The sequence below is a fragment of the Aminobacter sp. UC22_36 genome (assembly GCF_044056035.1).
In the GTDB taxonomy this organism is placed as follows: domain Bacteria; phylum Pseudomonadota; class Alphaproteobacteria; order Rhizobiales; family Rhizobiaceae; genus Aminobacter.
On sequence record NZ_CP171996.1, the window covers coordinates 2156925 to 2178600 of the forward strand.

The window sequence follows — 21676 nt, forward strand, 5'->3', positions numbered from 1 at the left end:
ATTTCGACAGACCTACGATCGCCCGTGCGCTTCCGCGCGCGGCGTTCGCGTTTGCGTTGTCTTCCACCATCCTTGCTGTTGAAACGCACAAGGCAGCGGCCTTCGAGATCTTCGGAATCAGGCTGTGGGGATCGTCGAAGGAAGATGACGCCGACGTCGTCGACCCGCTCGACTATGCCGTCACCTTCGAGGTTGACACCACTGACGACGACCTGAAGGAGGCGATCGAAAACGCCTCGCTGCTGAAGGGCGAGGACGAGCGGCCAGTATCGGGTTCGCTCGGCCTGCTCGCCAAGGCGCGCAACGATCGCGAGCGCCTCGTCGCCGCGCTGTTTTCCAAGGCGCATTACGATGGCGTCGTCAACATTTCCATTGCCGGCAAGAATCTCGACGATCTGGCGCCCGACGCCGTGTTCGACGGGCCGCAGCCGATCCCCGTCAGCGTCACCGTCCAGCCGGGCTCGATGTTTACCCTCGGCGATATCGTGCTCAAGGGCGACGCCGCCAACGTCAGGGGCGCCGATTTCGGCCTTATCGCGGGCGGCAATGCCAACTCTGACGCCATCTTGAAGGCGGAAGCCGGCATTGTGCGCGCGCTCAAGGAAGAGGGCAGGCCGCTGGCCAAGGTGACGAGCCGCACCATCGTCGCCGATCATGCCACCACCACGCTCGACGTCACCCTCGACGTCGCCGCTGGCCCGATCGCCGGTTATGGCGAGACGTCTGTCGAGGGCACCGAGGCCGTCGACCGCGATTTCACCGTCTACATGACCGGGCTCGAACGCGGCCGGCAATACTCGCCCAAAGAGATCGATGAGGCACGCAACCGCCTTTTGGCGCTCGACGTGTTCAGCTCGGTGTCGATCAACGAGGCGCTTGCCCTCAACCCGGCCGGCGAGATCCCCATCGATGTCCGTGTCAGCGAGCGCAAGATGCGCTATTTTGGCGCCGGCGCCACCTTCTCCAATACCGAGGGCGCAGGCGTCGAAGGTTATTGGGGCCACCGCAACCTGTTCGGACGCGCCGAGAAGCTGCGCATTGGCGGCTCGATCGGCCGCATCAGCGACACCACCGAACTTGGCAAGCTCAACTACAATGCCGGCATCATGTTCGAGAAGCCTGGCGTCATCGGGCCGGCCTCGAAGTTCTTCGCCAACGCCAAGGTGTCGTTCGAGCATCCCGACGCCTATGACATCTTCTCGGTCAAGGGCAACGCCGGCATATCCTACGAACTGACGAAGCAGCAGACCGTCTCGGCCTCGCTCGCCGTCGACTATTCCGACATCGAAGACGCGCTCAATCCTCTGGGAAAGCGCTACCTGTTGGTCTCGACGCCGCTGCAATATGCCTATGACAACCGTGACGACAAGCTCAACCCAACGCGCGGCTTCCGCGCGTTGGCCTATGTCGAGCCGACCTATGACGCGCTGAACGGCAAGACCTTCGTCAAGCTCAAGGGTGAGGGCTCGACCTATTACGGGCTCGGCGCCGACAACCGCTTTGTGCTCGCCGGCCGCGTCGCCATCGGCTCGATCCTCGGTGCCGGCCTCGACGACGTGCCGGCCGACCGGCGCTTCTATGCCGGCGGCGGCGGCTCGGTGCGGGGTTATGCCTACCAGGGCATCGGTCCGGAGATCGGCGGCAAGCCGACGGGTGGCCTGTCCTATGCCGAAACCTCGGTCGAGATTCGCTACGCCTTGAACGACAAGTTCGGCATCGTGCCATTCATCGACGCCGGCACCGTCTCCGCCAAGCAATTCCCCGACTTCGCCACGGTCCGCGTCGGTGCCGGCATTGGCGTCCGCTACCTCACGCCGTTCGGCCCGCTGCGCGTCGATGTCGCCGTGCCGCTCAATCCCGGCCCGGGCGATCCGAGCTACGGCTTCTACGCCGGCGTCGGCCAGGCGTTCTGACCGCGATGGTTATGCTGAAGAAAATCCTGCGCATCCTCCGCATCGCGGTAGCGGTCGTTCTGGCCTTCGTCATCGGCGCCACGGCCGTCTTCACGCTGACCGCCAAGGGCCGCGAAAACCTGGCTGGCCTGATTTCCAGTGTCGCTTCGACACCCGACCAGAAGATCCGACTGAGCGGGCTCAGCGGCATCTGGTCGGGCAATCTCCGGCTCGACAATGTGGTGATCGAAGACAGCCAGGGCGCCTGGCTGGCCCTGCGCGGCGTTGCTGTCGACTGGTCGCCGCTGGCGCTATTGTCGCGCACTTTCCGCGCCGACAGGATCGCTGCCGACCGCATCGAGGTCGCCCGCCTGCCGCAGGGCGGCACCAGGAAAGAGAGCAGCGGCGGCCTGTCGCTGCCGGTCTCGGTCGACATCAAGCAGATCGACCTGCCCGAGATCGCGCTTGGCGAAGCACTGGCCGGCACCGGCACCGGCATTGCCGAGCTTGCCGCCACGGGCATGGTCCGCGCCGACCGTTCGCCGCTCGGCATCGAGACCAAGCTCAACGTCTCGCGCAGCGACGGAAAGCAAGGCGTCGTCGATGCCGACATCGCTTTCGCGCCAGCAGACAACCGCATCGCGCTCAACATCCGCGCCGCCGAACCCGCTGGCGGCATCATCGCCAACCTGCTCAAGCTGCCCAACCAGCCGGCGGTCGAGCTCGTCGTGTCGGGCGAGGGCCCCGCCGCCAACTGGAGCGGCAACGGCACCTTTGCCGTCGACGGCAAGGTCGTCACGCGCATTTCCGGCACCCACCAGCTGACCGACAACGGCAACGTCATTTCGGCCAAGGGCGACGGCGCGTTCGAGGATTTCCTGCCCGCAGCGCTGAAGCCGCTGCTCGCCGGCAACACCACTTTCGACGTCGCCGGCACACGCACGACATCAGGCGGTCTCGACATCGAGCGCGCAACCGTCGCCAGCAGCGCCCTGACCGCCAATGCCGCCGGTTCGCTCAATCCGGAAGGTGCCGCCGACCTGTCGCTTGACGTCAAGGCCAATGAAGGGCCGATCGTGCTGAGCCTCGGCAGCGATGCCCAACCGGTCACCGTTGCCATCAACGCCGCCAGCCTGCGCGCCTTTGGCGACGGCAAGGTACCGGCTGTCGATTTCAGCGCCTCGCTGCTGTCGGTCATCGCCGGCAACACCGAGTTGCGCGACATCGCCGCCTCGGCGCATTCCGACGGCTTCGATATCGCCAGCCGCAGCGGCCCGCTGTCGATCAAGCTGGGTGTCGCCGAACTCAAGACCGATGTCGCGACGCTGGCGCCGCTGGTCGCCGGCCGCGTCGCGGTCGACATGGCAGGCTCCATCGGCAAGGAGCAGGTCGTCGTCGACGAGGGCACGATCCGCAGCGATACGCTCAACGGTTCGCTGAACGCCAAGCTCAACCTGGTCGACCTGTCGCTCGAACTCGGCGTCAAGGCCGATGTCGCCTCCAGCGCGCTGCCATCAGGCGTCCGCATCGCGCTCGCCGAGCGCACCCAGTTTTCCGCCACCGCCAGCCGCGATGCCGAAGGCAGCTTCGCCGCCAATGCCATCGAGTTCACCTCTGGCGCGCTGACCGCCAGCGGCACGGCACGAATCAAGGGCACGGATGTCGACGCCGATCTCAAGGGATCCTTCGCCGACATCTCGTTGCTGTCCAAGGATGCCAAGGGATCTGTCGATTTCGCGCTGACCGCCAAGGGCGCGCGTACCGCGCCCGACATCTCGCTGACCGTCACCAGCGACCGCATCGAGGCGGCGGCACGCGAGATCACCGGGCTCAGCCTGATCGCCACCGGCAAGATCGACCCAGCCAACCCGGCCGCCAATGTCAAGCTTTCTGGCAACGTCGCCGGTCAGCCGCTTCAGGGCAGTGCCGTGCTTGCCACCGCCGATGGCAGGCGCGAGATCAAGGGCCTGTCGCTGTCGCTCGGTGACAACAAACTGTCCGGCGACCTGGTTCTCGATCAGGACTTCGCGCCGCTCGGCACCGTCACCATCGACATGCCCGACATCGGCCCGCTCGCAGCGCTCGCGCTTGAGAAGGCCGAGGGCGACCTGCGCGGCAAGATCAACTTCACCCGCAGCGGCGATGTTCCGCAGGCAACCGTCGAGGTCGGCACGGCTTCGCTCAAGCGCGGCGATCTCGCCGCCAGCGACGTCTCGGTCAAGGCCGACATCCTCAACTACATGAAGGCGCCGGCGATCTCGGGCACGATCAAGGCCAAGTCGGTGACCTCGGGCAAGACGGTCATCTCCGGCATATCAGTCGACCTCAAGCGCGACGGCGAATGAACCGGATTCTCGGGCGGCGCCACCGTCGCCGACATTCCTGCCAAGGCTGCCGGCCGCGTCAAACTGGCAGGCGGCACAACGACAATCGAACTGGTCTCCGGTGAGGCGACCATGCGCGGCATCAAGGCAGCCATTGCGCGTCCGACGACCGTTTCGATATCAGGCGGCACAACGACGCTCGACAAGCTTGCGCTCAATCTCGGCGGTGGCACGGCGACTGTATCGGGCACCGCCGGCTCGGCGCTCAATCTCAACGCCACGCTGGCTAATGTGCCGGCTTCGCTCGCCAATTCGTTCTCGCCCGGCCTTGGCGCGGCCGGCTCGATCTCGGGCACCGTCAAGGTCTCGGGCGCTGCCGCCAATCCGACTGTCGGCTACGACCTCAAGGTGGCGGGCGCGGCGACGTCGCAGACCACGGGCGCCGGCTTTGGTGCCATGAATATCGGCTCGACCGGCACATTTGCCGCCGGCAAGCTCACCTTCCAGTCGACGATCGGCGACGGCTCGGGCCTGGCGCTGAAAGGCGGCGGCACGGTCGTCACCAACGCACCGGTGGCGCTCGACCTCAATTTCGCAGGGCCGGTGCCATTTTCCTTCCTGACCCGCACGCTGGCCGCCCAGGGCATGGCGCTGACAGGTTCGGCCGACGTCAATGTCCAGCTGCGCGGTCCCGCTACGTCACCGGTCATCGGCGGCAGCGTGCGCGCATCCGGCGCACGGCTTTTGATCGCCCAGTCGGGTATTGCCATCAACGATATCAATCTCGACGTTGGCATCGCCGCTGGCGTGGCCCGCATCAACCGGCTGACAGGTGCACTGTCGACCGGCGGTTCGCTGACGGCCTCCGGCACGGTCGGCACCAACGCCGCCCAGGGTTTCCCTGCCGACATCGCCATCAAGCTGAGCGACGGCCGCTACACTGACGGCCGCGTCGTCACCGCCAATCTCGGTGGTGACATCGCCATCAAGGGCCCGCTGGTCTCGGCACCGGTGCTTTCAGGAACGATCAATCTTGCCCGCACCGTGATCAGCATTCCCGAAAAATTCCCGGGTGCTTTGACCGCCGTCGATGTCAAGCACAAGAATGCGCCCAAGGCGGTTGTCGCCCAGCAGGACGCGATGCGCCCGCCGGCAAAGGCGAGCGGCGGCAGCGGCGCGCTGATGCTCGATGTCACCGTCAATGCGCCCAACCAGATCTTCGTCCAGGGTCGTGGTCTCGACGCAGAGCTTGGCGGTTCGCTGCGCCTGTCGGGATCGTCGGCATCGCCGCAAGCGGTTGGTGAATTCACGCTGCGCCGCGGTCGGTTGTCCATCCTGGGCAAGCGGCTCAACTTCACCCGCGGCTCGGTCGGTTTTTCCGGCTCGCTGGTACCGACGATCAATTTCGCTGCCGAGACGACGGCGGGCGACGCCACCGTCACCATTGCCATATCAGGCGAGGCCAACAACCCGAAATTCGCCTTCTCGTCGGTGCCGGCGCTGCCGGAAGACGAAGTGCTGGCGCGGCTGATCTTCGGCCGTTCGATGTCGAACCTGTCGCCGTTGCAGATCGCCCAGCTCGCCGATGCGGCTGCCCAGATGGCCGGCATCGGCGGTTCAACGTCACTGCTGTCGAGCCTGCGCGCGACGCTTGGCGTCGATGACATCGACATCAAGACCAACGAGCAGGGCGACACTTCGGTTGCCGTTGGCAAGTACTTGAACGACCGCACCTATCTGTCGATCGAAGCCGGTGATCAGCCGGGTTCGGGCAAGGCGACGATCGATCTTAATGTCGGCCGTGGTGTCAAGCTGCGCGGCGAGGCCACCAATGCCGGCGAGGCCAAGGGCGGCATCTTCTACGAGAAGGAATACTGAGCGAGCTGCCGCTGCGGCAACCCCGGCACTGACATATCAGGCGTTGTGTCGTGGCACTGTCGTCGGTTGTCGGAACTTGGGCATATTAGCTCGGGGCGAAGATTCCGACGAATCCGCTGCGCACTACCATTTTTGCGCCAACTCTGTCGCTATCACGCGAACTGCTCCCCTCCCAAAATTGCAAACTTGATCCCGGGAACGACGACATCCAACCGTTTTGACAACGGCAAACGGATGCGAAATGGTAACGTTACAGGCCACTTCAATGGGAGACGGAAATGACATTCTACAAGAGCAACTCTGATCTTGTTCCCGGCCACATCCGCGAGCTGGCGAAGAGCGCCGGGTCCGGCGAGATGGACCGTCGCGAGTTTCTGGCCCTGGCGAGTGCCTTCGGCGCCACGACGGCAATGGCCTACGGCATGCTGGGACTGGTCGCGCCGACCGAGGCGTTGGCGCAGGAGCCCAAGAAGGGCGGTGTCATCCGCGTTTCGATGTTCGTGAAGGATCAGAAGGATCCGCGCAGCTATGACTGGCCGGAAATGGCCAACGTGACGCGCCAGTTCCTCGAGCCGCTGGTCAAATACACCCGCACCTTCACCTTCGAGCCGGCCCTGCTCGAGAGCTGGGAAATCAACGACGACGCCACCGAATACAAGCTGAATGTGCGCAAGGGCGCGACCTGGAACAACGGCGACGAATTCAACGCCGACGACGTGATGTTCAACCTGCTGCGCTGGTGCGACAGTGCGGCCGAAGGCAACTCGATGGCCGCCCGCATGGGGGCGCTTGTCGACCCGGCGACCAAGAAGGCCAAGGAAGGCGCGATCACCAAGGTCGACGACTACACCATCGCCATCAAGTTCCCGGCGCCCGACATCACCTTCATCCCCGGCGTGTCGGACTATCCTGGTATCATCGTCCACCGCGACTTCGAAAAGAACGGCTCGAACCTGGTCAGCCATCCGATCGGCACCGGGCCTTTCGAGCTGGTTTCCTACGATGTCGGCTCTAAGGCTGTGCTCAAGCGGCGCGAAAATGGCAAGTGGTGGGGCGGCGAAGCCTATCTCGATGGCATCGAGTTCATCGACTACGGTCCCGATCCGTCCGCTGCGGTCAACGCCTTCGAAGCTGGCGAAGTCGACACCAACTACGAAACCGTCGCCGACTATGTCGATATTCTTGACGGTCTCGGCCTGGTGAAGTCGGAAGTCGTCACCGCGGCGACCATCGTTGCGCGCTTCAACGTCAACAACAAACCTTACGAGAACCAGAAGGTTCGCAACGCCATGCAGATGGCGGTCGACAACGCGACCGTGCTGCAGCTCGGTTACGGCGGCCGCGGTTCGGTGGCGGAAAACCACCACGTCGCGCCGATTCATCCGGAGTATGTCGAGCTGCCAAAGAAGGTGCGCGATGCCGCCGGCGCCAAGAAGCTGATGGAGGAATCGGGTCACGCCGACTTCGAGCATGACCTGATCACCACAGACGAGGACTGGCACAAGAACACCGGCGACGCCATTGCCGCGCAGATCCGCGAGGCCGGCATCAAGGTCAAGCGCACGGTGCTTCCGGGTTCGACCTTCTGGAACGACTGGACCAAGTATCCGTTCTCCATGACCACTTGGAACATGCGTCCGCTCGGCGTGCAGATCCTGGTGCTCGGCTACAAATCCGGCGAAGCCTGGAACGAAAGCGCGTTCTCCAATCCGGAGTTCGACAAGAAGCTGACCGAAGCCACGGCGCAGCCCGATGTCGAGAAGCGCAAGTTGCTGATGAAGGATCTCGAGCAGATCCTTCAGGACTCCGGCATCCTGATCCAGTCCTATTGGCGGTCGCTGTTCAACCACTCCGCCAAATATGTGATGAACCACGGCATGCACCCGACCAACGAGCACGACTTCTACAAGGTCTGGCTCGACAAGGAGGCTTAAGCCGTCCACTGTTGAGGGGAGGGACGTTGCCGTCCCTCCCACTGTTCGCCAGGCAGTCCCGGTTGCGCCCGGGGCCGCCTGATACAGAGCCCAACCCAATAGGCAGGGGGCGACAGTGCTTTCATTCATCCTCAAACGCCTCGGGGTCATCGGGCTGACGATGCTCTGCCTGACGCTCGTCGTCTTTTTCCTGATCAACCTCGATCCGAACCTGAAGAAGCTGGCGATCAGCCAGACCGAGATGCGCTCAACCACAGAGCAGCTGGAAAGCTGGCTGCAGCGCAACGGCTATCGGCAGAACTTCTTCGTCCGCTACGGCCAATGGCTCGGCGTGATGCCGAAGCAGCCGAACATCGACCCGGCCACCGGCCAGGCCGTGCCGCGCTTCTCGTTCTGCAACGAGCCTTCGGTTCCGAAATTCTCCGGCGTTCTGCAGGGCGATTTCGGCTGCTCGACCAAATTCAAGACCACAGTTGCGTCAAAGCTGTTTCCGGCACTCGGCGCCACCGGCATCCTGATGTTCTGGGTGATGGTGACGATGGTGCCGATCGCGCTGTTGATCGGCATCTTCGCCGGCATGCGCGAGGGATCGCGCACCGACCGCACGCTGTCGGTGGCCTCGATCGCCACGACGGCGACGCCCGAATATGTCTCCGGCGTCATCTTCACCGTCATCTTCGCGTCATGGCTAGGCTGGTTCAACGGCTCGGCGGCGAGCGCCACCTCGCAGGGGATTACCTTCTACAATTTCACCTTGCCGGTCATGACCATGGCGATCTACGGCATCGGCTATATTGCCCGCATGACCCGAGCCTCGATGGTTGAGGTGATGACCCAGCAATATATCCGCACCGCCCGGCTCAAGGGGCTTTCGTTTGGCAACGTCGTGGTCAAGCACGCGCTGCGCAACGCGCTGATCGCGCCGTTCACCGTGATCATGCTGCAGTTTCCCTGGCTGCTCACCGGCGTTGTCATCGTCGAGACGATGTTCCGCTACCAGGGTTTCGGCTTCACGCTGGTCGAAGCGGCCGGCAACAACGACATCGACCTTCTGCTTGGCTGCTCGCTGGTCTCGGTCTTCGTCGTTCTGGTCACCCAGCTGATCTCCGATGTCGGCTATGCCTATCTCAATCCTCGCATCCGCGTTCAGTAGGGAGACGGCCGCATGCAGATCGAATATATCGGCGGTTTCCAGGTCTTCCTTGGCGTGCTCGCCCGGTTCTGGCCGGTGTGGCTGGGCATGGCCATCGTGCTGGTCGCGAGCTTCAACTTCCGCAAGCATCTCGGTCTCTATGGCCAGCTCTATGACTCGGGCGTCGGCATTTCGGGCGTGGCGATCTGCTTCTTCTGGCTGTTCACGGCGATCTTCGCGGCCAAGGTCGCACCTTTCGACCCGCTGGCGCAGATTCCGGTGATGAAGGACGCGCTGCCCGGCGCTATCGAACCGGCATCCGGGCTGACTTATCTTTTCGGCGGCGACAAGCTGGCGCGCGACGTCTTCTCGCGCATGGTCTATGGCAGCCAGATCGTGCTGATCATCGCCCCTGCAGCCACGATGTTCGCGCTGATGGTCGGCATCACGCTCGGCCTGCCCGCCGGCTATTATGGCGGCCGCATCGACTCCGTGCTGTCATTCCTTGCCAATCTCGTTCTGGCGTTCCCGGTGATCCTGCTGTTTTACCTGCTGGTTACGCCTGGCATCATGGACACGCCCATTCCTTATGCATTGGCCGGGTTGTTTTTCCTGTTCCCGATCATCTTCTTCTCGGTGCTGTTTTACACCCGCTTCAAGGACCGGCCCGACCGCATCTATCTTTTGCTCGGCATCACGCTCGTGTTTGGCGGCTGGATCTATGCCGGCCTCGTTTTCAACGCCGATCCGTTCGGCATTGTCTCGATCGAGCCCAACCAGCTCAACATCTTCGTGGCTGTCGTCTTCGCTTCCAGCCCCGGCGTGTTCCGCATCGTCCGCGGCCTGACCATGGACATCAAGACACGCGACTATGTCGCCGCTGCCCAGACCCGAGGCGAGACACCCTGGTACATCATGCTGTGGGAGATCCTGCCCAACGCACGCGGACCACTGATCGTCGATGCCTGCCTGCGCATCGGCTACACCACCATCCTGCTCGGCACGCTCGGCTATTTCGGCCTCGGCCTGGCGCCTGAAAGCCCCGACTGGGGCACCGCGATCAAGGACGCCAGCCGCCTGCTGCGCTCCTTCATCCACCCGGCACTGCCGCCGACATTTGCGCTGATGTCCTTCGTGCTCGGCCTCAACCTCCTTGCCGATGCGCTGCGCGAACAATCGATGAAGGACTGAGGGAGATCGTCATGAACGAGACCGTCAGAAACGCCTCCGCAGAGCCCATCCTCGAGATCGAGAATCTGTCGATCTCGTTCTTCACCCGGCGCGGCGAAATCCCCGCCGTGATGGATTTTTCCTGTACCGTCATGCCTGGCGAGGCGATGGGCATCGTCGGCGAAAGCGGTTGCGGCAAGTCCACGGTGTCGCTCGGCATCATGCGCGATCTCTCCAACATCGGAAAGATCGTCGGCGGCCGCATCAGGTTCCAGGGCAAGGACATGGGCGACATGTCCGACGAGGAGCTGCGCTCCATCCGCGGCAACAAGATCGCGATGATCTACCAAGAGCCGATGGCCAGCCTCAATCCGGCGATGAAAGTCGGCCAGCAGCTGATGGAAGTGCCGATGATCCACGACAAGGTGTCGAAGGACGAGGCCTACAAGCGCGCGCTTGAAACGGTCCGCGCCGTCAAGCTGCCCGACCCCGAGCGGATGATGCGCTCGTTCCCGCACCAGCTTTCCGGCGGCCAGCAGCAGCGTATCGTCATCGCCATGGCGCTGTTGTCCAAGCCGGCGCTGCTCCTGCTCGACGAGCCGACGACCGCGCTCGACGTCACCGTCGAGGCCGGCATCGTGCAACTGGTCAAGGGGCTCGGCAAGCAGTACGGGACCTCGATGATCTTCGTGTCGCACAATCTCGGCCTGATCCTCGAGACCTGCGACCGCATCACGGTGATGTATTCGGGCGAGGCGGTCGAAACCGGCTCGATCAAGGACGTCTTCGATCGCATGCGCCACCCCTATACCCAGGGGCTGTTCCGCTCGATCCCGCTGCCTGGCGCCGACAAGAATTCGCGCCCGCTGGTCGCCATTCCGGGCCAGCTGCCGCTGCCGCACCAGCGCCCCAAGGGCTGCAATTTCGGTCCGCGCTGCCACCACTTCGTCGAGGGCCTGTGCAACGCCGACGAGATTCCGATGATCCCGGTTGCCGGACACGACGGCCATTTCAGCCGCTGTGTACGTTTCAACGAGATCGACTGGGCGGCCATGCCGCCTGGCGCTGAAAAGAAGCACGAGCCGGTCAAGCCGGGCGCGCCGGTGCTCAAGATCACCGACTTGAAGAAATATTACCGCGTCGGTGGCAACGAGGTCTTCGGCGCGGGTGGCGAGGGCAGGGTCGTCAAGGCCAACGAGACGATCAGCTTCGAGGCGCGCGAATCCGAGACCGTTGCCATCGTTGGCGAGTCCGGCTGCGGAAAGTCGACCCTGGCCAAGGTTCTGCTCGGCCTCGAGACGGCAAGCTCGGGCACGGTCATGCTCGGCAACAAGGAAATCCAGTCGACCAGCATCGAGATGCGCGACGTGCAGACGGTGTCGTCGATCCAGATGGTGTTTCAGAACCCGTTCGATACGCTGAACCCGAGCCACTCGGTGGGGTCGCAGATCGTCCGCACTTTGGAAAAATTCAAGGTCGGCAAGACCGCCGCCGACCGCAAGCAGCGCATGCTGGAACTGCTCGATCTCGTCAAGCTTCCGCGCGCTTTCGCCGAGCGCATGCCGCGCCAGCTCTCGGGTGGCCAGAAGCAGCGCATCGGCGTTGCCCGCGCCTTTGCCGGCCAGGCCAGGGTGGTGGTGGCCGACGAGCCGGTGTCGGCGCTCGACGTTTCCGTCCAGGCGGCGGTCACCGAACTATTGATGGACATCCAGCGCAAGTCGAAGACGACGATGCTGTTCATCAGCCACGATTTGTCAGTGGTGCGCTACATCGCCGACCGGGTTGTCGTCATGTATCTCGGCCACATCGTCGAGCAGGGCACGACCGACCAGATCTTTTCGCCGCCCTACCACCCCTATACCGAGGCACTTCTGTCGGCGATCCCGATTGCGGATACGAGCGTCGTCAAGAAACACATCGTGCTCGATGGCGACATTCCCTCGGCGATGAACCCGCCGCCGGGCTGTCCTTTCCAGACGCGTTGTCGCTACAAATCCCAGGTGCCGGGCAATCTGTGCGAAACCCAGGTGCCGCCGGTGCGCGAGATGGGAGGTGGCCACCAGATCAAGTGCCACCTGCCGCCGAGCGCCTTCGACGCCATGGAACCGGTCATCAGCATGGGCAAGGGCGCAATACCAGGCGCACACGATATCACGCCGGAGGCCTGAGGGGCGGGGCGTGGAGTTTCTCCACGGCTCTCGTGTTCTTGGCGGAGCGAACTTGGCCTTCTGAAGCCTCTCATTCCTTCGCCCCCCCTCTGGCCTGCCGGCGTTCGATGCTCGAAAAGCCAAGCAGTTGGCTTTTCGTCCGCTTCGCGGACCGCATCTCACCCCATCCACAAGGAGGGAGATTAGTCGCGTCGCTGGCGGCGCACATCCTGCGACGTCAGATAGGATAAGCCTTGCTACGTTGGCGATTGGCCGAGGCGGCGATGTAGGCCGAATCTCCCTCCTTGTGGGGGAGATGGCCGGCAGGCCAGAGGGGGGGCGACGGATCACGGCGCCAAAAGTTGGCTTCGTAGGGCACGCTACCCACGACGCTTACTTGTCAGCAACTCTGGCGCGCGCAACCTGCCTTCTCCCGCATCGGAAGAAGGTCTCGCCAACGCATCGCCTCTCCCAGCGTCAGCCTAACCTCAGAATTACCAAATCATGACCAAAATAATCATCTTATTTTAAAGCAAAATCAATGACTTGCGTAGAAAATTGACCAATTGATAAAAAAATAGAACGTGCTACGCTTCCTCAAAACGAGAATAAACTGGGGAACTGGAATGGCAGAAGGTCTTTTCAAGGAAGGCATCGTCGGCGGCCGCCTTGCGCCAGCAAAATACGCCGAGAATTTCTCCGACCTGCACCCGGCTCTCGACCATCACGAAGCGCTGGTTGAATCGGATCGTTGCTATTTCTGCTACGACGCGCCGTGCATGCAGGCATGCCCGACATCGATCGACATCCCGATGTTCATCCGCCAGATCTCGACCGGCAATCCGATCGGCTCGGCCAAGACCATTTTCGACCAGAACATCCTCGGCGGCATGTGCGCCCGCGTCTGCCCGACCGAGACCTTGTGCGAGGAGGTCTGCGTCCGCGAGGTCGCCGAAGGCAAGCCGGTGCAGATCGGTCGCCTGCAACGCTACGCCACCGACGTGGCGATGGCGCAAGGCAAGCAGTTTTACAGCCGCGCCGAGCCGACCGGCAAGAAGATCGCCGTCGTTGGTGCCGGCCCCGCTGGCCTCGCCGCCGCGCACCGTCTCGCGCGCTACGGCCATGAGGTGACAATCCTCGAGGCACGGCCCAAGGCTGGCGGCCTCAACGAATACGGCATCGCCGCCTACAAGAGCACCGACGATTTCGCACAAGCCGAAGTCGACTACGTCACCGCGATCGGCGGAATCACCACTGAAAACGGCAAGGCGCTCGGCCGCGACTACCATCTCGCCGATCTCACAGCCTCCTATGACGCCGTATTTCTCGGCCTTGGCCTTGCCGGCGTCAATGCGCTGCGCGCCGAAGGCGAAGACGCCAATGGCGTCTCCAACGCTGTCGACTTCATCTCGACCTTGCGCCAGTCGAGCGACCTCGCCGGCCTGCCGGTCGGTCGTCGTGTCGTCGTCATCGGCGGCGGCATGACAGCGGTCGACGCCGCCGTGCAGTCGAAGCTGCTCGGCGCCGAGGAGGTGACGATCTGCTACCGCCGCGGCCAGGAGCACATGAACGCCTCGGAATTCGAGCAGGATCTGGCGGCTGCCAATGGTGTGGTCATCCGCCACTGGCTGCAGCCCAAGAAGGTCATTTCCGAAGGTGGCAAGGTGGTTGCCATCGAGCTCGAATACACCGCCATGAAGGGCGACAAGCTCGCCGTCACCGGTGAGATCGTCAGGCTCGCCGCCGACCAGGTGTTCAAGGCGATCGGCCAGAGTTTTGAGCCTTCGGCGCTTAACGGCAGCGGCCCATCGGTTGCCATGGAAGGCGGCCGCATCAAGGTCGATGGTGAGGGGCGCACTTCGCTCGCCAAGGTCTGGGCCGGTGGCGACTGCATCGCAGGCGGCGACGACCTGACCGTCTCGGCTGTGGCGCAAGGGCGCGACGCGGCTGAATCGATCAACCGCGCTTTGATCGGCTGAGGGAGGACAAGATGGCAGATATCAGAAACAACTTCGTCGGCATCAAGTCGCCCAACCCGTTCTGGCTGGCCTCCGCGCCGCCGACCGACAAGGCCTACAACGTCGTCCGCGCCTTCAAGGCGGGCTGGGGCGGCGTCGTCTGGAAGACGCTCGGTGAGGAAGGCCCGCCGGTCGTCAACGTCAACGGCCCGCGTTATGGCGCGATCTGGGGCGCCGACCGCCGCCTGCTCGGCCTCAACAACATCGAGCTGATCACCGACCGCGACCTGCAGACCAATTTGCGCGAGATCAAGCAGGTCAAGATGGACTGGCCCGACCGGGCGATCGTCGTGTCGCTGATGGTGCCGTGCATCGAAGATGCCTGGAAGGCGATCCTGCCGGTGGTCGAAGAGACCGGCGCCGACGGCATCGAGCTTAATTTCGGCTGCCCGCACGGCATGTCGGAACGCGGCATGGGTGCGGCCGTCGGCCAGGTGCCCGAATACATCGAAATGGTCGTACGCTGGTGCAAGCAAAACACCCGCATGCCTGTCATCACCAAGCTGACGCCCAACATCACCGACGTGCGCAAGCCGGCGCGGGCGGCCCATGCCGGCGGCACCGACGCGGTGTCGCTGATCAACACCATCAACTCGATCACCGGCGTCGACCTCGACAGCTTCGCGCCGCAGCCGACAATCGACGGCAAGGGATCGCATGGCGGCTATTGCGGCCCGGCGGTCAAGCCGATCGCCATGAACATGGTGGCCGAGATCGCGCGCGACCCGGAAACGGCAGGCCTGCCGATTTCGGGCATCGGTGGCATCACTACCTGGCGCGATGCGGCCGAGTTCATGGCGCTCGGTGCTGGCAACGTGCAGGTCTGCACGGCGGCGATGACCTACGGCTTCAAGATCGTGCAGGAGATGATCGCCGGTCTCGAAAACTGGATGGACGAGAAGGGCCACCGCTCGCTCGACGACATCGTCGGCCGCGCCACGCCCAATGTCACCGACTGGCAGTATCTCAACCTCAACTACGTCGCTAAGGCGCGTATCGACCAGGACGCCTGCATCAAGTGCGGCCGCTGCCACATCGCCTGCGAGGACACCTCGCATCAGGCGATCACCAGCATGCTCGACGGTATCAGGCACTTCGAGGTGATCGAGGAAGAGTGCGTCGGCTGCAATTTGTGCGTCAACGTCTGCCCGGTCGACGGCTGCATCACCATGGAGCCATTGGCTGTCGGCGCCATGGACAAGCGCACCGGCAAGCCGGTTTCGCCGCACTATGCCAACTGGACGACGCACCCCAATAACCCGATGGCCAAGGTGGCGGCGGAGTAGGGGCAGGCCATGGACGACAAGAGCGAGATCGTTGAACTCGCTCTTGCCTGGGCGGCGGCAATCGTTGCCAACGATGCCGCCGCCATTGGCGCCTTCATGACCGATGATTGGGTGATCGTCGGCCCTGATGGCGCGACATCCAAGGCGGATTTTCTTGGCCTGATCGCGTCGGGCGATCTGACCCACGACATGATGCGCACCGTTGGCGATATCAGGGTCGCGTTCTATGGCGCGACCGCGGTCTATACCGCCCGGGTGATCAACAGCGGCCATTTCCGCGGCCAGCGTTTCACAGCCGACGAATGGACCAGTGATGTGTTCGTCCGCAGCGGAATACAGTGGAAATGTGTGCTTAGTCACGTGACGCCGGCGAGCAATCAAGACAACGAGTACCCGCAAACCCAATCCACTTGATCTCGGCCTGTTGCGGGCGGATGATGCGGCGATGGAAAAAGTACTCGGCATCGGCGGCTTTTTCTTTTGCGCAAGCGATCCGCAAGCACTTGCGCAATGGTATGCCGAACATCTTGGCGTCGATCTTGTTCCCGACAGCTATGACAAGAACCCCTGGCAGCAGCTAGCAGGGGCGACCGTCGTCGCGCCTTTTGCCGCCGATACCGATTACTTCGGCGAGCCCGAGCAGCGGTGGATGATCAATTTCCGCGTCGGCGATCTCGACGCGATGGCAGCCCAGCTCCGCGCTACAGGCGTCGAGGTGAATATCGATCCGGAGGCTTATCCCAACGGACGCTTCGCCCGCATCTACGATCCCGAAGGCAATCCGGTCGAGCTGTGGCAGCCGGCAGGCTGAGCGTACATTTCTCAACCGATAGGCATCGTCACCACCGAATTTTGTACTCGCGCTATTGCGGATAATTATTATCCACGATATAAGATATCCACGATTAAGGAGATGGCGATGAAGCTCGGTGATGGCGTGGAGGCGGCGATCCATTGCGTGGCGATGCTGGCCGGCGTCGACGGCGACGGCACGCTGCCGGGCAATGTCATGGCCGAGGCTTTCGGCCTGTCGCCGAGCTACCTGCTCAAGCATCTCAAGGCACTGACGGCGGCAAAGATACTGGAATCGGTGCCGGGGCCGAGTGGCGGCTACCGTCTGGCGCGGGTCGCGGAAAAAATCACGTTGCTCGACATCGTGCTGGCGGTCGAGGGCAGGGAACCGGCGTTCCGCTGCGGCGAGATCAGGCAGAAGGGCAGCTATGCCCTCGATCCGTCGGCCTATGTCAAGCCCTGCGGCATCAATGTCGCGATGCTCAAGGCCGAGCGGGCCTATCGCGCGGCACTCGCTGAAACCAGGCTCTCCGACATCGTCGCCGATTTCAACGCCACCGCAGACCAACGCATCGTCGCCGCCAGCTGCGCCTTCGTGGCGCTCAACCAGCGGCCGCAGAAGACAAGACCCATCAACGAAAGGAAGATGCCATGAAACCCAGATTGAATTTCTACACTGCCGCACCCGAGCTGACGAAGCTTCTGGTCACGCTCAACACCGCGATCAACGAATGCGGGCTCGAGCACAGCCTGTTGCATCTGATCAAGCTGCGCGCGTCGCAGATCAATGGCTGTTCCTATTGCGTCGACATGCACAGCCGCGAAGCCAAGCATGACGGCGAGACCGAGCAGCGCCTGTGGCTGGTCGCCGCCTGGAAGGAATCGCCGCTCTTCACCGAGCGTGAGCGCATGGCCTTTGCCTGGACGGAAGCCGTCACCAACATTGCCGACGCCGGCGTCCCGGCTGACCTCTATGCCGAAGCGCAAAAGCACTTCTCCGGCGAAGAGCTGGTCAAGCTGACCATGGCGGTCGGCATGATCAACACCTGGAACCGGCTTTGCGTGACGTTCCACGCCGTCCATCCGGTCGCTGAAGCCAAGGCCGCCTGATCCACAACCAAAAAGACATCTTGCAGCGATCGCCACGGGGGATTTATGTTCGACATTTCGTCATTGGCCTTTGTTGGCCGGCTGCTGCTTGGCGGCGCCTTCGTTTTTGCCGGCCTGCGCAACATCGCCAATGCCAAGCTGCTGTCAGGCATGATGATCGCTCGCGGCGTGCCGCAGGCAGGCCCGGCCTTGTGGGCGGGGATCGTGCTGCAGATCGTTGCCGGCTTGATGCTGATGGTCGGCTTCCACGCAGCCTATGCGGCTGCAGCGCTCATCGTGTTCCTGATCGCGGGGACGCTGATGTTTCACAATTTCTGGGACCACCAGGGGCCGGATCGCGCCTCCCGGATCAATGGGGTGGTCAGCAACGTGGCTCTTGCCGGTAGTTTCTTGCTTGTGATCGCGGCTGGCCGGTAGAGCCGGCCGCTGCCGAGAAAATGATTCAGCTTTTTGATCTAAGCCATTCACAGAAAAGCAGTTCGAGGATGCGCGATGCATCTTGGAATTGACCGCTTTCATCGCTGCAAGTGATGCCTTTTGCTGTGTCCGGACACGAAAACGCCTGCATCGGGACGCCTCTCATGTTTCAATGATCGCTGCGGCCTGCCCTGATCGGCGAGCCGCCAAGCCGACGGCGAAGATGAGAAGCGCCATGACCCGAGCTCCCAAGAAAAGCGAAACCCTGGAAATCAGGATTCCGCACGAGACCAAGCAGGCCCTGATGGCCCGCAGTCGCGCAGAGGGGAAACCGGCGAGCGAAGTGGTGCGCAGTTTCATCGACGCCTATCTGGCTGAGGCGGCATGTTCTCCACCCCAGACAGCATGGGAAAGAAGCATGGCCAAGTTTCGCACCTACTCTCGTCCAGCAATGGCATTGATTGCGGCCTTCGTCGCAGTCGGCGGCGTCAGTCTGGCGGTATCGCCAGCAACTGCGTTGCCCGACCTGCAAGCCGCCTTCAAGCAGCTCGATGCTGACGGCAACGGCGTGATCAGTTCGAGCGAGTTCGGCAGCGGCAAGCTGATCCGCAAGTTCAGGACCGGAGCCGCCGACGCACCCGAACCAGAGGTCCGATTGCCCCCGGACACGCCTCCTCCGGGGATGATGTTCGTCATGCGCGCGGCGCCCGGCGTGGCAGGCAGCAAACCGGTCGTCCTTGCCGTGCGCGTGCCGGGCGGCGAGGGTGGTTCAAGCCTCGGCAGCCCGACCGAAATTCGTGCCAGCGAGTTTGCGCAAATGGATCTCGATCATGACGGCCGGCTGAGCTTTTCGGAATTCGAGGCGCATCATCGCTCGCTTGTCGACAGGGCATTTGCAGCCGTGGACGCCGACACGGACGGCTTCCTGTCGCCAACTGAGCTTGCCCAGGCAAATGCCGGTGATGGCGATGGGCCGGCAGTGATCGCCGCGTTCGACCGAGACGCCGACAACCGGCTGTCGCGCCAGGAGTTCATGGCTCCAAAAGAGTAGGCCGCAGCAGCCTAGTGCCGGTCAACTGGCCTTGGGCTTCAGCCCTTCGAGGAAGAGCTGTTCGAGGAAGCGCGCTGCGTCCTCGAAGCGGCCGTCGCCACCGCGGTCCGGGCCGAGCACGGCACGGACCTGGACGTCGAAATCGGCATAATGCTGGGTCGTCGCCCAGATCGCGAAGATCAGGTGCCAGGGGTCGGTCCTGGCGACCTTGCCGTCCCGCATCCACCCCCTGATGACTTCGACCTTCTCGTCGACGAGTTCCTTCAACTCGCCCTCCAGCATCGGCATGATGCGCGGCGCGCCTTGCAGGATCTCGTTGGCGAAAAGCCGGCTCTCGCGCGGGAAATCCCGCGCCATCTCGAGCTTGCGCCTGATGTAGCTGCGGAGCTCGGTCATCGGGTCGCCGATGTTGTCGAGCTCCTTCAGCGGCGCCAGCCAGGTGTCGAGCAGCCGGTGCATCAGCGTCTCGTGGATGTCTTCCTTGCGGCGGAAATAATAGAGCAAATTGGGCTTCGACATGCCCGCTGCTTCGGCGATCTGGTCGATGGTCGAGCCGCGGAAGCCATTGGTCGAAAACACCTCCAGGGCGGCTTCGAGGATGACCTCGCGCTTCTCCTTCTGGATGCGGGTGCGACCGCGCGGTGTCGAGCCTTCCATGGTCATCACGTCCTGCATTCGAGGGTGGGTGCCGCCGACATCTGGACCAATCCGCTGGACCAGTTCTTGCCGACCTGTGGAGCGCGCCTCAGAAGCCGCATTTCCGGTAGTAATCCCTTGACCGCCAATGCGGCGGTGCTAACGTTTGTCCAATCGGTCAAAAAATTGCGTAGCATGAAAACGCACCGAAGACCAAGCGTTGGCCGTACCGAAACCGGGGAAGAAAGGAAAGCTTGGTCATGTCGGACAGGCTAAAAGTTACGCCCAACGATCTCAGTGCATTCTGGATGCCGTTCACCTCGAACCGGCAGTTCAAGCAGGCGCCGCGCATGATGGTTGCGGCCAAGGACATGCACTACACGTCCAGCGACGGCCGCAAGATTCTCGACGGCACCGCAGGCCTGTGGTGCGTCAATGCCGGCCACTGCCGGCCCAAGATCACCGAGGCGATCCAGAAGCAGGCCGCAGAGCTCGACTATGCGCCGGCATTCCAGATGGGCCACCCGATCGTCTTCGAACTGGCGAATCGCCTCGTCGACATCGCGCCCGAGGGCATGGACCACGTCTTCTTCACCAATTCCGGTTCGGAATCGGTCGAGACCGCGCTCAAGATGGCGCTGGCCTATCACCGCGTGAAGGGCGACGGCGCGCGCACCCGCCTCATCGGCCGCGAGCGCGGCTATCACGGCGTCAATTTCGGTGGCATCTCGGTCGGTGGCATCGTCACCAACCGCAAGATGTTCGGCACGCTTCTGGGCGGTGTCGACCACATGCCGCATACCCACTTGCCGGCCAAGAACGCCTTCACCAAGGGCGAGCCGGAATATGGTGCAGAGCTTGCCGACGAACTCGAACGCATCGTCACGCTGCATGACGCTTCGACCATCGCCGCCGTCATCGTCGAGCCGGTCGCCGGTTCCACCGGCGTGCTGATCCCACCGAAGGGTTATCTGCAGAAGCTGCGTGACATCTGCACCAAGCACGGCATCCTGTTGATCTTCGACGAGGTCATCACCGGCTTCGGCCGTCTCGGCACGCCGTTCGCGGCTGACTATTTCGGCGTCATCCCCGACATCATCACCACTGCCAAGGGCGTCTCCAACGGCGTCATCCCGATGGGCGCGGTGTTCGTCAAGAAGGAGATCCACGACGCCTTCATGACCGGCCCCGAGCACATGATCGAGTTCTTCCACGGCTATACCTATTCGGGCAACCCGATCGCGTCGGCCGCGGCACTTGCCACCCTCGATACCTACAAGGAAGAGGGCCTGCTGACCCGCGGTGCCGAACTGGCCTCCTACTGGGAAGATGCGCTGCATTCGCTGAAGGGCGAACCGCATGTCATCGACATCCGCAACATCGGCCTGATCGGAGCGATCGAGCTCTCGCCGATTGCCGGCGCCCCGACCAAGCGTGCCTTCTCGGCCTTCGTGAAGGCGTTCGAGCGCGGCGCGCTGATCCGCACAACAGGCGACATCATCGCGCTGTCGCCGCCGCTGATCATCACCAAGGGCCAGATCGACGAGCTGATCGACCATGTCCGGGAAGTGCTGAGGATGGTCGATTGACCTACCAGGCGCGGCAACAGGCGACGAGCGAAGTGCTCGTCGACGACGACAAGGTCCGCGTCACGCGCTGGGATTTCGATCCCGGCGCGGAAACGCGCTGGCACCGCCATGGCATGGACTATGTCGTGACGACGATCACGCCCTGCGCTTTCCTGCTGGAAGAGCCCGGCGGCGGCACGCGACGCGTCGACATGGCTGCCGGCGTCGCCTATAGGCGGGACGAAGGCGTCGAGCACAATGTGGTCAATGCCGGCGACAAGCCAATGTCGTTCGTTGAAGTCGAACTGAAAGCATAAGGGT

The 21676-nt window shown here is 63.1% G+C and carries 18 protein-coding genes; 17 read left to right on the forward strand and 1 reads right to left on the reverse strand.

Annotation, left to right across the window (positions count from 1 at the left end):
* Positions 1-56: 56 nt before the first annotated feature.
* The 15 genes from ACHMW7_RS13735 (at position 57) to ACHMW7_RS13805 (ending at position 19151) form a co-directional block, all read left to right on the forward strand.
* Positions 57-1913 carry an autotransporter assembly complex family protein gene (locus ACHMW7_RS13735; protein WP_395450765.1) on the forward strand — a complete coding sequence of 619 codons (1857 nt, stop codon included), beginning with the start codon at positions 57-59 and terminating at the stop codon, positions 1911-1913.
* 11 nt (positions 1914-1924) lie between these two features.
* On the forward strand, positions 1925-4237 hold the full coding sequence (locus tag ACHMW7_RS13740; RefSeq protein ID WP_395450766.1) for a hypothetical protein: 2313 nt from the start codon (positions 1925-1927) through the stop codon (positions 4235-4237).
* Positions 4238-4348: 111 nt separating this feature from the next.
* On the forward strand, positions 4349-6094 hold the full coding sequence (locus tag ACHMW7_RS13745) for a translocation/assembly module TamB domain-containing protein (protein ID WP_395450767.1): 1746 nt from the start codon (positions 4349-4351) through the stop codon (positions 6092-6094).
* Between the two features lie 278 nt (positions 6095-6372).
* Positions 6373-8028, forward strand: a complete 1656-nt coding sequence (locus tag ACHMW7_RS13750) for an ABC transporter substrate-binding protein (protein ID WP_395450768.1) — start codon at positions 6373-6375, stop codon at positions 8026-8028.
* A gap of 115 nt (positions 8029-8143) precedes the next feature.
* The gene (locus ACHMW7_RS13755; RefSeq protein ID WP_395450769.1) at positions 8144-9181 is read left to right on the forward strand and encodes an ABC transporter permease; all 1038 of its coding nucleotides are present in this window, start codon (positions 8144-8146) and stop codon (positions 9179-9181) included.
* 12 nt (positions 9182-9193) lie between these two features.
* Positions 9194-10351: an ABC transporter permease gene (locus tag ACHMW7_RS13760; protein WP_395450770.1), complete on the forward strand. Its 1158-nt coding sequence runs from the start codon at positions 9194-9196 to the stop codon at positions 10349-10351.
* Positions 10352-10362: 11 nt separating this feature from the next.
* A complete protein-coding gene (locus ACHMW7_RS13765) occupies positions 10363-12498 on the forward strand; it encodes a dipeptide ABC transporter ATP-binding protein (RefSeq protein ID WP_395450771.1) in 2136 nt (711 codons plus the stop codon).
* Between the two features lie 605 nt (positions 12499-13103).
* Entirely contained in the window at positions 13104-14456 is a 1353-nt protein-coding gene (locus ACHMW7_RS13770) for an NAD(P)-dependent oxidoreductase (RefSeq protein ID WP_395450772.1), read from the forward strand.
* 11 nt (positions 14457-14467) lie between these two features.
* On the forward strand, positions 14468-15781 hold the full coding sequence (gene preA, locus ACHMW7_RS13775; RefSeq protein WP_395450773.1) for an NAD-dependent dihydropyrimidine dehydrogenase subunit PreA: 1314 nt from the start codon (positions 14468-14470) through the stop codon (positions 15779-15781).
* Positions 15782-15790: 9 nt separating this feature from the next.
* On the forward strand, positions 15791-16195 hold the full coding sequence (locus tag ACHMW7_RS13780; RefSeq protein ID WP_395450774.1) for a nuclear transport factor 2 family protein: 405 nt from the start codon (positions 15791-15793) through the stop codon (positions 16193-16195).
* 31 nt (positions 16196-16226) lie between these two features.
* On the forward strand, positions 16227-16592 hold the full coding sequence (locus tag ACHMW7_RS13785) for a VOC family protein (RefSeq protein ID WP_395450775.1): 366 nt from the start codon (positions 16227-16229) through the stop codon (positions 16590-16592).
* A 108-nt stretch (positions 16593-16700) separates the two neighbouring features.
* The gene (locus ACHMW7_RS13790) at positions 16701-17228 is read left to right on the forward strand and encodes an RrF2 family transcriptional regulator (RefSeq protein WP_395450776.1); all 528 of its coding nucleotides are present in this window, start codon (positions 16701-16703) and stop codon (positions 17226-17228) included.
* Positions 17225-17683, forward strand: a complete 459-nt coding sequence (locus ACHMW7_RS13795; RefSeq protein WP_395450777.1) for a carboxymuconolactone decarboxylase family protein — start codon at positions 17225-17227, stop codon at positions 17681-17683. Before ACHMW7_RS13790 ends, ACHMW7_RS13795 begins: the two co-directional genes overlap by 4 nt.
* A 45-nt stretch (positions 17684-17728) precedes the next feature.
* Entirely contained in the window at positions 17729-18100 is a 372-nt protein-coding gene (locus ACHMW7_RS13800; protein ID WP_395450778.1) for a DoxX family protein, read from the forward strand.
* A gap of 82 nt (positions 18101-18182) precedes the next feature.
* The gene (locus tag ACHMW7_RS13805; RefSeq protein WP_395450779.1) at positions 18183-19151 is read left to right on the forward strand and encodes an EF-hand domain-containing protein; all 969 of its coding nucleotides are present in this window, start codon (positions 18183-18185) and stop codon (positions 19149-19151) included.
* 21 nt (positions 19152-19172) lie between these two features.
* On the opposite strand, the gene ACHMW7_RS13810 is transcribed toward ACHMW7_RS13805, so the two are convergent.
* Positions 19173-19808: a TetR family transcriptional regulator C-terminal domain-containing protein gene (locus ACHMW7_RS13810; RefSeq protein WP_395451323.1), complete on the reverse strand. Its 636-nt coding sequence runs from the start codon at positions 19806-19808 to the stop codon at positions 19173-19175.
* Positions 19809-20047: 239 nt separating this feature from the next.
* On the opposite strand from ACHMW7_RS13810, the gene ACHMW7_RS13815 reads away from it, so the two are divergent.
* Together ACHMW7_RS13815 and ACHMW7_RS13820 are read left to right on the forward strand one after the other, a co-directional pair.
* Positions 20048-21376, forward strand: a complete 1329-nt coding sequence (locus ACHMW7_RS13815; protein WP_395450780.1) for an aspartate aminotransferase family protein — start codon at positions 20048-20050, stop codon at positions 21374-21376.
* Positions 21373-21672: a cupin domain-containing protein gene (locus ACHMW7_RS13820; RefSeq protein WP_310317013.1), complete on the forward strand. Its 300-nt coding sequence runs from the start codon at positions 21373-21375 to the stop codon at positions 21670-21672. The genes ACHMW7_RS13815 and ACHMW7_RS13820 overlap by 4 nt, the downstream gene beginning before the upstream one ends.
* Positions 21673-21676 lie beyond the last annotated feature (4 nt).